The sequence below is a fragment of the Desulfomicrobium norvegicum genome (assembly GCF_900114595.1).
In the GTDB taxonomy this organism is placed as follows: domain Bacteria; phylum Desulfobacterota; class Desulfovibrionia; order Desulfovibrionales; family Desulfomicrobiaceae; genus Desulfomicrobium; species Desulfomicrobium macestii.
This window is the reverse complement of sequence record NZ_FOTO01000013.1, coordinates 22,406-35,511: the sequence shown is the minus strand read 5'-3', so window position 1 is coordinate 35,511 and position 13,106 is coordinate 22,406. Positions and strand designations below refer to the sequence as shown.

General features: G+C 60.1%; 9 protein-coding genes. 1 reads left to right on the top strand and 8 read right to left on the bottom strand.

Annotation, left to right across the window (positions count from 1 at the left end):
- Window positions 1-188: 188 nt before the first annotated feature.
- Window positions 189-3,125, top strand: a complete 2,937-nt coding sequence (locus tag BMZ24_RS15855; RefSeq protein ID WP_092193733.1) for a ligand-binding sensor domain-containing diguanylate cyclase — start codon at window positions 189-191, stop codon at window positions 3,123-3,125.
- On the opposite strand, the gene BMZ24_RS15850 is transcribed toward BMZ24_RS15855, so the two are convergent.
- From BMZ24_RS15850 to murD, 8 genes are read right to left on the bottom strand one after another with little or no spacing between them, the layout of a single operon-like run.
- Window positions 3,105-4,766, bottom strand: a complete 1,662-nt coding sequence (locus BMZ24_RS15850) for a radical SAM protein (RefSeq protein WP_244150390.1) — start codon at window positions 4,764-4,766, stop codon at window positions 3,105-3,107. The two genes, BMZ24_RS15855 and BMZ24_RS15850, sit on opposite strands and share 21 nt — an antisense overlap.
- Window positions 4,767-4,811: 45 nt before the next feature.
- The gene (gene ftsZ, locus BMZ24_RS15845; RefSeq protein WP_092193822.1) at window positions 4,812-6,062 is read right to left on the bottom strand and encodes a cell division protein FtsZ; all 1,251 of its coding nucleotides are present in this window, start codon (window positions 6,060-6,062) and stop codon (window positions 4,812-4,814) included.
- Between the two features lie 53 nt (window positions 6,063-6,115).
- Complete coding sequence (ftsA, locus tag BMZ24_RS15840; RefSeq protein ID WP_015774769.1) at window positions 6,116-7,345, bottom strand: cell division protein FtsA; 1,230 nt, start codon at window positions 7,343-7,345, stop codon at window positions 6,116-6,118.
- Window positions 7,346-7,384: 39 nt separating this feature from the next.
- On the bottom strand, window positions 7,385-8,230 hold the full coding sequence (locus tag BMZ24_RS15835) for a cell division protein FtsQ/DivIB (protein ID WP_092193732.1): 846 nt from the start codon (window positions 8,228-8,230) through the stop codon (window positions 7,385-7,387).
- A complete protein-coding gene (gene murC / locus BMZ24_RS15830) occupies window positions 8,227-9,603 on the bottom strand; it encodes a UDP-N-acetylmuramate--L-alanine ligase (protein ID WP_092193821.1) in 1,377 nt (458 codons plus the stop codon). Before murC ends, BMZ24_RS15835 begins: the two co-directional genes overlap by 4 nt.
- 2 nt (window positions 9,604-9,605) lie before the next feature.
- On the bottom strand, window positions 9,606-10,697 hold the full coding sequence (gene murG, locus BMZ24_RS15825; RefSeq protein ID WP_092193731.1) for an undecaprenyldiphospho-muramoylpentapeptide beta-N-acetylglucosaminyltransferase: 1,092 nt from the start codon (window positions 10,695-10,697) through the stop codon (window positions 9,606-9,608).
- The gene (ftsW, locus tag BMZ24_RS15820) at window positions 10,694-11,815 is read right to left on the bottom strand and encodes a putative lipid II flippase FtsW (protein ID WP_092193820.1); all 1,122 of its coding nucleotides are present in this window, start codon (window positions 11,813-11,815) and stop codon (window positions 10,694-10,696) included. The genes murG and ftsW overlap by 4 nt, the downstream gene beginning before the upstream one ends.
- Window positions 11,812-13,104 carry a UDP-N-acetylmuramoyl-L-alanine--D-glutamate ligase gene (gene murD, locus BMZ24_RS15815; protein ID WP_092193730.1) on the bottom strand — a complete coding sequence of 431 codons (1,293 nt, stop codon included), beginning with the start codon at window positions 13,102-13,104 and terminating at the stop codon, window positions 11,812-11,814. The genes ftsW and murD overlap by 4 nt, the downstream gene beginning before the upstream one ends.
- Window positions 13,105-13,106: the final 2 nt, after the last annotated feature.

Sequence of the window (13,106 nt, the reverse complement as noted above, 5' to 3'; positions counted from 1 at the left end):
AGGCGCTGCCCTGAATCAGCAAGAACAACAGAAAAAAAAGAGAGAGTGCGCCTCTCCTTTTTTTCCCCTGCTTTTTTTGAAAGATGATGGTTGCTCTTTTTCCCGACAAATGCCACGCACCTGTTGAACCGTAAGTACCCAACGCCAAGTACTACTTGAAGGATGTATTACAAAACATCAAGCACTCCATGCGAACCCTGATTTTTATACTCATATTGTTGTTCCTTCCGCAACAAGCCCTTGCCATCCAGGACATCCCCCTTGATGTCAGCAAGTTGGACATTTCCCTGGAACGCAACAGCCACAACAGCGTCATCGCCACCGCCCAGGATTCCCAGGGCTACATCTGGCTGGCTTCCATCCGGGGGCTGCACGTGTATGACGGCCGGTCGATCCGTCCCGTGCTTGATGATGTCTTGCAGGGAAAGAACGTTCGAGACATGCGCATAGACGACAATGACATCCTGTGGGTGGGCACCAATTCAGGCGTGCTGGCCTACTCCCTGGCGACAAAAACTCCCCGCTGGTACACGACAAGCGAAACTCCAGCCGGACTCTCCACCGAGACCGTCTTCGTCCTCCACAAAGATCAGAAGGGCTTCCTCTGGGCAGGAACCGGCAATGGGGGACTGCATCGTTACGAGCCGTCCTTCGATAAATTCGAGAGCGTCGAGATTGTTCCGCCGAACCCGGAAAAGGCCTGGACGGTTTTCGATATCGCCGAAAATGCCCAGCGGGACATGTGGCTGGGCACAGGCCAGGGCGTGCTTCGGTTGACAGGCACCAGAGGACCGGCCACGGCCATCCCTCTGCCTTCTGGCGCACCCTACTCGGCCAAAAAACTCACCTTTGACGGCGCGGGCAACCTCTGGGTCGGCGTCGCAGGCAAAGGTTTGTGGATCCTCCCGGCACACGCCTCCAAGCAGGAACTCGTTCCGGTGAACAAAATTACTGAAGAGCGCATTCTCGATCTCTACACCGACAGCAGCGGCGATGTCTGGATTTCCACCGCCCGAGGCCTGTTTCGACACGCCTTCCGCCAGGGCAGAATCTTTTACCACCCCTTCCGCATAACCGATTCACGCGGCAAGACACCGCTCTACATCGCAAGCATCAATGAAACAAAGGCCGGGACGCTTTGGATCGGGACATACAATCATGGGGTGCTGCACCGGCCGGCCTATCCCGGCGCCAAATTGCTCGAACTCAGGATCAGGGGACAACGCGAGCCATTGCGCAATGCCAATGCCATCTGCACGGTGAGCCCTGTGGACTCCCGCATCTATGTCGCGCTCAAGGACGGCGGACTGTATCGTTCCTTGCCGCTGGATCCGGACCAACTCTCCCTGTCGACCAGTATTGAAATCGAACCGTTTCTCGACACGCCGAGAATCCGTTCACTTGCCTGGGCTTCCGACAATTCCCTTCTCTGCGGCACTCAGAACACTCTTCTGCGCATCACCTCCGACGGCAGAATGGAACTTACGCAGCTCGTTTTCGACGACGTCGATCCTTCGCTGCCGAACAGTTACATCCACCACATCGTACCCATGAACGACGGAAGAGTATGGGTCTCCAACACTGCCGAGCTGTACTCCTGGAGCCCCGGCGACCCAGGCGTTCGCAAAGAGATGTCCTTCTCCCCGCAGCCGGGAGGGTCGTTTCTCATGCAATCCGGTGCTGAACTCTGGGTCGGGCATTTGAGCTCGATCCACAGGATCGATACCCGCTCCGGGCATACCATCCAGTATTCCCTGCCGGAACCGGCAAAAGAGGGGAAGACGCAAAACGTCAAATGCATGCTCAAGACCGGCCCCGAAGAACTGCTCATAGGGACGACGAGCCAGTTGCTCCGCTACGACCTGAAATCAGGGCTGGTCACACCCGTGCGCACGATTGAAAATGCGCCCATTCCAAGCGTGCTGTCGCTCTGGGACGACAACGGGCACGGCATCTGGATGCATACCCAATCAAAAATCCATCATCTCCCGGCCGGATCAAACCAGGCGCAGGAGATGGCCACCGGCGCGGGGCATCCTGCTTCCAGCATCACTGCGGCTCCCGTTATCCTTGGCCAGATGCTCGTCTACGGACATTCCGACGGATTACTGCTCATTGATCCGCAAAAACTCATCTCCAGCCCCCCCACGCAGCCCAAAATATCCGATGTGCGCATTTTCGAGCGCAAGGTGCCCCCCACCCCGTTGGGACGGATGCCCAAAGCTCTTGAACTTGACCATCTCCAGAACTTTCTGACTTTTTCCTTCGCCATCCCTGAAATCAGCCCCCTCAGCACACCCAGGTTTGTCTACAAACTCGAAGGCGTGGATTCCGCCTGGACCGACTCAGGCGGGCAGTCGTCGGTCAGCTACGCGCATCTGCAACCTGGGCGCTACGTGTTCAAGCTCAAGGACGGCTTCAACAGTCCTATCACCGAGTCCATAAGCGTCAACATCTCTCCGCCCTGGTGGATGACTTCGTGGGCCAAGGCCGGCTACGCGCTGCTCCTGGTGTCCACATTCCTGTTCTCTTCGCTTTTTTTTGCCCGCCTGCAGACCACGCGCATCCGCAAGGAGATGCTCGAAAACCTGGTCATGCAGGACCCGCTGACGGGCGTACCCAACAGACGCAAATTCCAGGAAGTGCTCGTAGCCGAGAAAAGCCGCTGCAAACGCAGCAACCACCAGATCTCGGTGCTCATGATCGACATTGATTATTTCAAGGGATTCAACGATCGCTTCGGTCATCAGGCAGGCGACATGGCCTTGCGCAGCGTCGCGCAAACCTTGAACGTCACGCTCAAGCGACCGGAGGATTTCGTGGCCAGATATGGCGGGGAAGAATTCGTGGTGGTATTGCCCAGCACCAACCGCAGCGGGGCGGAGCGGGTGGCTCAAAAAATTCAGCAGGCCCTTTTCCTGGCCAACATCCCCTATCCGGGCTCACCGCTTTCGGACAGAATCACGGTGAGTCTGGGCATTTCGACATTCAGCCCGCAAACCGACCTGCACATCGATTCGGGACTCTTTTCAGCGGACCAGGCCCTCTACCAAGCCAAACGCAACGGGCGGAACTGCTTTTTCTACAAGGATCACTGTCTGGCCCTAACTCCCGTGCGGCAATGACAGGAAGCGGTCCATCCCGCAGACCCCGCACTCACGGCAACCGGACTCGGGGCATGGAGGCGTGATCATTCCGTGCTTATATTTGGTCCACTCCGAATACAGAAATTTCCTTGAAACCCCTACATCCAGACGTTCCCAGGGAAACACGCTTTCCCGGTCAAGCGGTCGATGCAAAACCTGCCGCACCATCTCGTCGAATTCCTTCACGGCTTCGGCAAGTCCTATTTCGGCCGCCCGTTCCAGACAGGGAAAAATTTCTTCCCCGCCCCTGGCCAGAAACATCTGTATCCGGGCCTGACCGGGGTTCTCTCCCGCGAAACGCATGCCCTTGAAGCGTCCGACAGCGCCCTTGAAGCGCTTCATGGCCTTCTTGAACCAGTCCTCTTCCGGGATGTCCGCCCATTGCAGGGGAGTCCAGGCCTTGGGCACAAGGCAGCTGACCGACAGGGAGACAAGCTCCACCCCCTTCTTGCGGTTGCCCTGCCCCATCTTCCTGGCCTCTTCGATGCTGCCCAGAAAGGACTCGAATTCGGCCCAGTCCGCTTCGCTTTCGTCCGGCCAGCCCGTGATCATGTACAGTTTCAAGGTGTTGAACTGCAATCGGCTGATGCGCGTCACGGCGTCCAGAAAGGCCTCTTCCGAAAAATGCTTGTTCATGGCCTGGCGCAGGCGGCGACTCGCGCCCTCCAGGGCCAGGGTCACGGAACGAGTGCCTGTATGGCGAAGAAATTCGAGCAACTCGTCGGTCAGGCCGTCGGCACGAAGGGACGACAGCGAAAATTTTATCTTGCGCTCCTGCAGCCAGCGCAAAAATGGCAACAGGTCCGGCCAGTCGGTCAGTGCCGTGCCCACAAGACCCACTTTTTGCGGAGCGCAGCGCGTGACGATCTCTTGCAGCGTCTCCAGCTCGGCGTGGCGGGGCGGCTTGTAGATGCTGCCTGCCGCGCAAAAGCGGCAACCGTAGGGACATCCCCGGTTGACTTCCAAAAGCAGCATGTCACGAAACTGGGCCTCGGAACTGACAAAGCAGGAATAGGCAGGATCGTGCAGAGTCCTGGATCCGGACATATCGACAAGTCTGCGCACGGGCTCGATGCTTTTGCCGGGAATCAGCATTCCGGGCAGCCCGGCGATATCCTCCAGTACAGCGGCCTTGTCTCCGCCGCTGTTCCAGGCGTTGGCTATCTTGTCCATGACGGCGGAGAGCCCGGCTTCGGCCTCGCCGACAAAGATTCCGTCCAGCGCCGGCAAGATCGGAAACGGGTTGAGAAACGCCAGAGGCCCGCCGGCCAGGATCATTGGCCAGGACTGACGCTCTTCGGCTCTGACCGGAATGTCCGCATCCTGCAGAAGCCGTATGGCCGTTGGAAAATCACCTTCGAAATTGAGGCTAAACAGAACAAGGGGGAAGAGGCCCAGGTCGCGTCCGGAGTCAACGGACCTGGGCCTCGGAGAAGTAGGGTCCCAGAAAAAACGCTCAACGGCCAACTCCTCGCGACCTGCGAGCAGCCGGTAGACAACCTGCCAACCCAGAGTGGAGAGTCCGTGCCGCGCTGCCTCTGGAAATACCAGAGCAACAGGCAGCCGGCCTCCCCAATCCTTCAGTCGAGGGGCGGTTCGGCCTAGATAGAGCTCGGACACAGTTCCCTCCACGGACGGGGTGACAAGTCGGGGAGACTTGTAATGCTAGTCTGCCTGCATTCTGATGAATGACGGAATTTCAAATTCCTCCTCTTCGAACAGGAACTCGGCGTCATCGCCGCCGTTGACGCATTTGCGAACTTCATGCCGCTTTTCTTCCGCGCCCGGCTGGGTCTTGGCCCGAATATAGGCCGGAACGCTGAGATCGGCGCTCTCGTTGACCGTGATTTTGCGGGTGCGCGGACGGATGAAGGAGCCTTCGCTTTCGGCCCCGAGGCGGCTCGCAGCCGGATTCGCGGCGAAAGGCGTGACCTTGGTTCCCTTTTCCAGGGGTGCGTTTCCGTCCTGAATGCCGGTGGCGATGACGGTGATGCGCATTTCATCCACGCAATCCATGTCGAAGACCGTGCCGAAGTATATCTTGGCATCCTCGTGAGCGGCTTCGTGCACGATGCTGGCGGCTTCGCTGACTTCTTCGATGGTCAGGTCCGGGCCGCAGGTGATGTTCATGAGCACGCCGCGAGCGCCGTCGATGGTCACGTCCTCAAGGAGCGGGCTGGTGATGGCCTTCAGGGCCGCCTCGCGGGCTCTGCCATCGCCGGAAGCGATGCCCGTACCCATCATGGCCAGACCCATCTCTTCCATGACCGCTTTCACGTCGGCAAAGTCGAGGTTGATGAGACCGGGGACCATGATCAGGTCCGAGATGCCCTTCACGGCATGGAAAAGGACTTCGTCGGCCTTGCCCAGCATGTCCACGAAGGAGGCCTTCTTGGATGCCAGGGTCAGCAGGCGGTCGTTGGGGATGGTGATGATGCTGTCGACGATCTCGCGCAGCTCCTTGATCCCGCGTTCGGCCTGCTGCTGCCGACGCTTGCCTTCAAAAAAGAAAGGCTTGGTGACAACGGCCACGGTCAGCGCGCCCATGTCCTTGGCCACCTGCGCGATGACCGGAGCGGCTCCCGTACCCGTGCCGCCGCCCATGCCGGCAGTGACGAAAACCATGTCGCAGTCGCCCAGGATATCCCTGATCTGGGCCTGGCTCTCAAGCGCCGCGTCCCTACCCATATCCGGATTCGCGCCAGCGCCAAGGCCTTTGGTCAGCTTGTCTCCGAGCTGAATCTTGTACTCGGCCTGGGAATGCTTCAGAGCCTGCATGTCCGTGTTGGCGGCGATGAAGGTCACGCCCTGCATGGCGGCCTTGATCATGTTGTTCACCGCATTACCGCCTCCGCCACCCACTCCGATCACTTTGATCAAAGCATTGTCTTCGCGTTCAATTTCCAGGAAATCCATAATTCCCCCACGTTTTTCGTTGTTCCCGTTCTCCGTTTTTTCCCTGAAACCCTTCAGCTTATGTCCACGAACCATTTCTTCATCCGCGCCAGGATGGAGTGAAAGATGTTCTTGTCGCGGATGCGGATCTTGCTGTCCCGCCCATGTTTTTCCGCGCCATAGAGAAGCAGTCCCACCGCCGTGGCATAGGTAGGACTGTCCACCACATCCTTGAGTCCGCCCACTCCGGCAGGCGAACCCGTCCTGGTCGGCAGGTTGAATACCTGCTCCGCCAATTCCTGAATCCCTTCGATGCGCGACGCGCCGCCAGTCAGCACCACGCCCGCGCCTATAAGTTTCTTGTACCCGGAGCGGATCAGCTCCTGGTCCACCAATGCGAGCAATTCCTCCATGCGCGGCTCGCAGATCTCCGCCAGGACCTGCCTGGTCAGCTTGCGCGGCTCCCGGCCGCCGACGCTCGGCACTTCGATAATCTCATCCTTCTTGACCAGCTCCGCCAGTGCGCAGCCGTACTTGATCTTGATCTTTTCGGCGGCCTGGGTCGGCGTGCGCAGGCCAAAGGCGATGTCATTGGTCAGGTTGGTCCCGCCAAGGGCGATGACCCCGGTGTGCTTGATGGAGTTGCCGTGAAAAATCGCGATATCCGAGGTGCCGCCTCCGATATCCACGAGCGCGACGCCGATCTCGCGCTCCTCGTCGGTCAGTACGGCCTTGGACGAGGCGAAGGCCTCAAGCACGATGTCTTCGACGTCGAGCCCCGACTTGTGACAGCTCTTGACGATGTTCTGGGCGCTGGTCACCGCTCCGGTGACGATGTGCACCTTCACCTCAAGGCGCACCCCGGCCATGCCCAGAGGATCGGCGATGCCGGTCTGGTCGTCGACGATGTACTCCTGGGGCAAAATATGGATGACTTCCCTATCGAGCGGGATGGCCACGGCCTTGGCCGCGTCGATGACCCGCTCGATGTCGCGGGCGGTCACTTCGCCGCCCTTGACGGCGATCACGCCATGGCTGTTGAAGCCCTTGATGTGGCTGCCCGCGATCCCTGCGTAAACGGCCCTGATCTCGCAACCGGCCATGAGCTCGGCTTCTTCGAGGGCTTTCTTGATGGACTGCACGGTCTGTTCGATGTTGACGACCACGCCCTTGCGCAAGCCGGTGGAAGGGCTGGTCCCGATGCCGATGATATCCACCAGCGAATCCGTACCCACCTCGCCCACGACGGTACATATCTTGGTCGTTCCGATGTCCAGACCGACGATCAATTCAGACTTGGCCATACTTCCCCTCATCTCCCGGCTCTGGCCGGCATGCGTTCCCTAGAGTGTTTGATCGGCATGTAGCCTGATCCATGCCCGACCGGGCATGACAAACATGAATTCGGTGCGATCAAGTTCGCCCCGGCGCCCCAAATCAGCCCAGACCTTGGTCAGGCTTGCCAGCGCGGAATCCAGATCCGCGCCATCCAGTTGCACGAGCACCCGCGGCTTTTCCAAAAATATGCTGAACTGATCCGCGCTGTCCTGCCGCAGCCAGGCTATCTGACTCATGCCGAAAGGCAGAGAGTTCCTTGCGACCTCGTCCAGCAGCGTCCTGATTCCGCTTCCGACCTGCACGCCCTCTTCCGTCTCCAGAATCGGGAGCGATATGAACTTGTCCACGCTCACGGGCGCTATGGTCTGCCCGTTGATGTCCGCGTAGTAGAGCTGCTCGTCGCGGCGCGTCAGGAAGGCGGGTTCCCGCTCCTTCACCTCGATGATCAGGCCGTCGGGCAGAACCCGGGTCACGGCCACGCTTTCCACCCATTCGCTGGCGGCGATGCGGCGCTGCACCTCCGCGATATTGATGCTCAATACATTCGAACCCGTGCTGACCCCGCCCATCTCCGCGATCTCCTCACGCCCGAGCCGCTGAGAGCCTTCGATCCGCAGATTGACGAGGGCAAAAAACTCATGAGCCGTGACCCATCTGTAGGCGAACAGAATCCCGAAGCTGACAACTACCACTGCGGCAACGCCCAAAGTCCAGCGTGTCAGAACGAAAACCGTGCGTCCCAGGCCAAGAAGGAGTCCGCCAAGCACCGCGCCCTTGTCCACAGGCTGCCTGCGTTCCTTGCGCCGGGGTACGTTCCGGCGAATCTTCTTGCCCAGAACCGCCGTGCTCACGGATTCCCCGCCCCTTCATCCAGATATCCCTGGCCGACGGTCCAGATGCTGCCCGCGCCCAGCGTCAAAAACAGATCGCCTTCGTGCAGAATCTCGCCAAGGGCAGACTGCATGGCGCCGAAATCCTCGAAAAATCGCACCGGAGTGCTGGTCACCTGTCGGATGGCCTGAGCCAGACTCTGCCCGCTGACCCCAGGGATTGGGGATTCGCTGGCCGGATAGATCTCCGTCAACAGCAATTGATCAACCCCCGCGAACACCTTGGAAAAATCGCCGAACAGGGCCTGCGTCCTGCTGAACCTGTGTGGCTGGAAGGCCACAACCAGGCGCTTGTGCGGATAGCACAGCCGCGCGGTTTCGAGGGTTGCGGCGATCTCCGTCGGATGGTGGCCATAGTCGTCGACCACGAGCACTCCGTTCCGTTCGCCCTTGTGTTCAAAACGGCGCCCGACTCCGGCAAAGGCTCCAAGACCGTGGATGATGTCCGCCTTTGGCACCTCGGCCTCCATGGCCACGCCGATGGCGGCCAAGGCATTCAAGACATTGTGACGGCCGGGATGGGTCAGGGACACCTCGCCCCAGAATTCCCCGTGGCGATAGACGTTGAATCGCGACCCCGCCTCGCAGCTTATGATTTCGGCCCGCAGATCGTTTCCTTCACCGAATCCGTAGGTCATGACCGGACGACGAACCCTGGGCAGAATGGACTGCACGCCCTTGTCGTCACCGCAGACCACGTTCAGTCCGTAAAACGGCACGCTGTTCATGAATTCGACAAAGCTGTCCCGGATTTCGTCCAGGTCCTTGTAGTAATCGAGATGATCCGCATCGACGTTGGTGACGATGGATATTCTCGGCAAAAGACACAGAAACGACCCGTCGGATTCGTCGGCTTCGGCGATGAGATAGCGTCCCTGGCCAAGCATGGCGTTGGAACCGTAGGCGTTCAGCCGGCCGCCGATGATGACCGTGGGGTCAAGGTGGGCTTCCATGAAGATCGTGGCCAAGAGCGACGTGGTCGTGGTTTTCCCGTGGGTCCCGGCCACCGCCACGCCGACCTTGAGGCGCATCAGCTCGGCCAGCATTTCGGCGCGCGGGATGATGGGCACGCCATGGGCGCGAGCTTCCTCAAGCTCGGGATTGTCGTCGCGCACGGCAGTGGAGCGGACCACGACCTGGGCATCGCGGACGTTCTTCCTCTCGTGACCGGCATGAATCGTTGCCCCGAGAGACTCAAGGCGCAACGCCACCGGCCCCTTGACCAAGTCCGAACCCGACACTTCGTAGCCAAGGGTCAGCAGCACCTCGGCAATGCCGCTCATGCCTGCGCCGCCGATGCCTACCATGTGTATTTTTCTAATTTTCGACTTCATGTTCACCGTCTGTCACGCCGTGTTTTGCTCGACGCCAAATCCTGCAATTGCGCCACGACCCTGTCCCCGGCATCGTGGATGCCGGCTTCGCGGGCCGCCCGGGCCATTCTGGCCAGATTCTCCGGCATTTGAAAAAGATCGCCCACCACAGAAGACAAATTCAACTCATCCAGCTGGCGTTGCTGAATGACCAGCGCCGCCCCGACCTTTTCCAGCGAACGGGCGTTCCTTAGCTGGTGGTCGTGGGTTGCGTAGGGAAAGGGCACCAGAATGCTCGGCTTCCCCGCCACCGTCAGTTCCGCGATGGTCGTGGCTCCGGCCCGGCAAATCACCAGATCGGCGAAGCGGTAGGCTTCGTGCATGTCGCTGATGAACGGCTCCACACGCGCGGCGGGATACTTTTGGGCGTAAACCTCTCGGATGGCCTCGAATTCGTCTTTTCCCGTCTGATGCCAGATGCCGAGCCCCAGGGCTTTGAGCCTGTCGAGTTCCCGCACCACGAAGCCGTTCAGGGCAGAAGCGCCCTGACTGCCGCCCACAATCAAAATATTGCGCCCCGGCATGCGCCGCTCTTCACGCAAGGTGCGGATTTCGGCGCGGACGGGATTGCCGGTGACGACCGCTTTTGGGCCGCCGAAGATCGGGCCTTCCATGTCCGCGAAGCTGACCAGCACGCGGTCCACGCGCCGTGCCAGAATACGGTTGGTCACTCCGGGCACGCTGTTCTGCTCGTGAATGGCCGAAGGAATGCCCATCAGACTTGCCGCCATGGGGCAGGAAAATCCCGCGTAGCCGCCCAGACCCAGCACCACGTCGGGCTTGAACTCACGCAGAAGCCGCCAGGACTTGAGCAGGCTGCGCCCCAGCCACAAGGCCGTGGCCGCGCTCTTGATGCCGCGCCCCAGAACGCCCTGGGCCGGCAGAGCCACAAAAGACAGTCCGGCCTTGCGCGCCCATTCGCCTTCGGGACCACGTTCCGAGCCCACGAACAGGATCTCGCAGTCAGGCACGGTGGCGCGCACGGACTCCGCCACGGCCAGTGCCGGGAAAATGTGGCCTCCGGTGCCGCCTGTGGTCAGAATCAAACGTTTCATGCCTTGACCTTGCGTGACAGGTTGAGCAGCACCCCGGTGCAAAAAAATCCGGTCAGCAGGTGGCTGCCGCCATAACTCAAAAACGGCATGGGCACGCCCTTTGGGGGAATGGCGCCAAGGACCACGCCCATGTTCAAAATTCCGCCGACGATCACGATCGCTCCCATGCCGAAGGCGGTGATGCGATCATGCATGGTTGCCTGACGGATGCTGATCGCCAGAGTCCGCCACAAAACCACACCGAGCAGGATGACGATCAGGGACACCCCGACAAAGCCCAGTTCTTCACCGAGCACGGACATGATGAAGTCGTTGTGCGCTTCGGGCAGAAAGAAAAGCTTCTGCTTTCCCTCGCCCAGCCCCAGGCCGAACCATCCGCCCGAACCCAGCCCGTAAAGAGACTGCACCAGCTGGTATCCCGTGTTCTGGGCATCCTGGAACGGGTCCAGGAAGGAAAAGACCCGGCGAAAACGATATGGGGAATTGACCACCAGCAACGCCGCCGAGACCAGGGCCAGAACAACGGCCGATCCCAGAAAAATTATCCGCGTTCCACCGACCAGGCACATCAGGAAAAGCAGGCCCGCCAGAAACACCGCGCCGCCGAAATCAGGTTGCAGGAGCAGCAGAAAGCAAAGACTCCCCGTCACCATGATCGGCGGCAGAAAACCCACGCTGAAGGTTTTGACCAGGTCCTGCTTGTTGGCGAAAAAGTAGGACAGGTAGAAAACCAGCGCGATCTTGGCGGCCTCCAGCGGCTGGACCGAGAACGGCCCGATCCGCAACCAGCGGCTTGCACCGCCGGCGGTGGTGGCAAGCGGCGAAAAAACGGTCAGCAGCAGAAGTCCGGCCGCCAGCAGAATCCAGAGATAGGTGTGGCGATAAAAAAATTCGATGTTCGCGCGGGCCGCGACCGTCAGCACCACGCCTCCGGCGACCATGAACAGCACCTGCTTCCAGAACAGGGCGTACTTGTCGCCGTAAACCTTCTCGGCCATGATGCCGCTTGCGCTCAGAACCATGATCAGCCCGAGAGAAGCCAGACAGATGACCGCACCCAGCAAGATGACGTCAAAGCTCATGAGCTGGCGGGCCGCTTCGCGCTGGGTGATCTTCATGATGCGCCCTCCACCCATTCCCTGACCGCGCGCTGGAAAGCCTTGCCCCGCTCCTTGTAGTTGGCGAAGAGGTCGAAACTGGCCGTGGCCGGCGACAGGAGCACGCATTCTCCGCTGCGGGCGTCGGCGGCGGCCCTGAACAAAGCCTCTTCCAGCGTTGCGTCCCAACTGAGTTCCTTGCCGCATCCACTCCAGGCCGCTTCGAAAATTTCCCGCGACTGCCCGAACAGATACACGCCGCGAACCTTCTCGCGCAGAACCGGCACCACCGCACAGAGATCACCACCTTTAAACACGCCTCCGGCCAAAAGGCGCACGGGGCGGTCCTGGCTTTTGAGCGCCGCAATCATGGAGTCGATGGTCGTGGACTTGGAATCGTCAATAAAAACTATGCCCTTGTGCTCCGCGACCGCCTCGATGCGATGCGGCAGGGTGGCGAAACCGTCGATCCCGCGCTGCACATCCTCCTCGGAAAGCCCGAAATAGCGGCACGCCAGATAGGCCGCCTCCATGTTTTCCCGGTTGTGCTGACCGGGCAGCCCCGGGCATTCAAAACGGGGACTGGCCACAAAATAGACCCGGCGACCCTGGGTGAAATTTCGTCTCTCAAGCTCATCCTTCATGGACAGCGGCACCACGGCCAGGTCCGATGCGCCCATGTGCGCGAACATGGAGAGCTTTGCGCTCAGATACTCTTCCATGGTCTCGTGGTAATCGAGGTGGTTGGCCGAAAAATTGAGCAGAACGCCCACCCGGGGGTGAAAGGACGGGGAGTTCTGCAACTGAAAGCTCGACACTTCGAGCACCAGGATGTCGGCCTGCTCGCCTCCCAGCAGGTATTCGCACAGGGGCGTGCCGATATTGCCGCCGATGAAGACCTTCTTGCCGTTGACTTCGAGAATGCGGCTGATGAGGGTCGTGGTCGTTGTTTTACCGTTAGTCCCGGTCACCGCGATGATGGGCTCGGACACAAACCAGCTCGCCAGCTCCAGCTCGGAAACCACCTGTACGCCCGCAGGCAGAAGGTGCGCGACTTTCGAGCGGGCAATGCCCGGGCTGAGCACGATCAGGTTGGCGCCCGCGAAATGCTCTGGTTCGTGCTCGCCCGCGCAGACCGTGAAGCCCAGATCGGCGGGGACCTTGGCGGCACAGGCTTCGTTCTTCTCCAGCACGCGCACGGACGCGCCCATCTTCACCAGAAGACGCGCCGCCGCGATGCCCGAGGCTCCCGCCCCCAGCACGATCGCGATGTGACCGCGAAGCTGATCTTCATGGATGAATTCGCGCATGC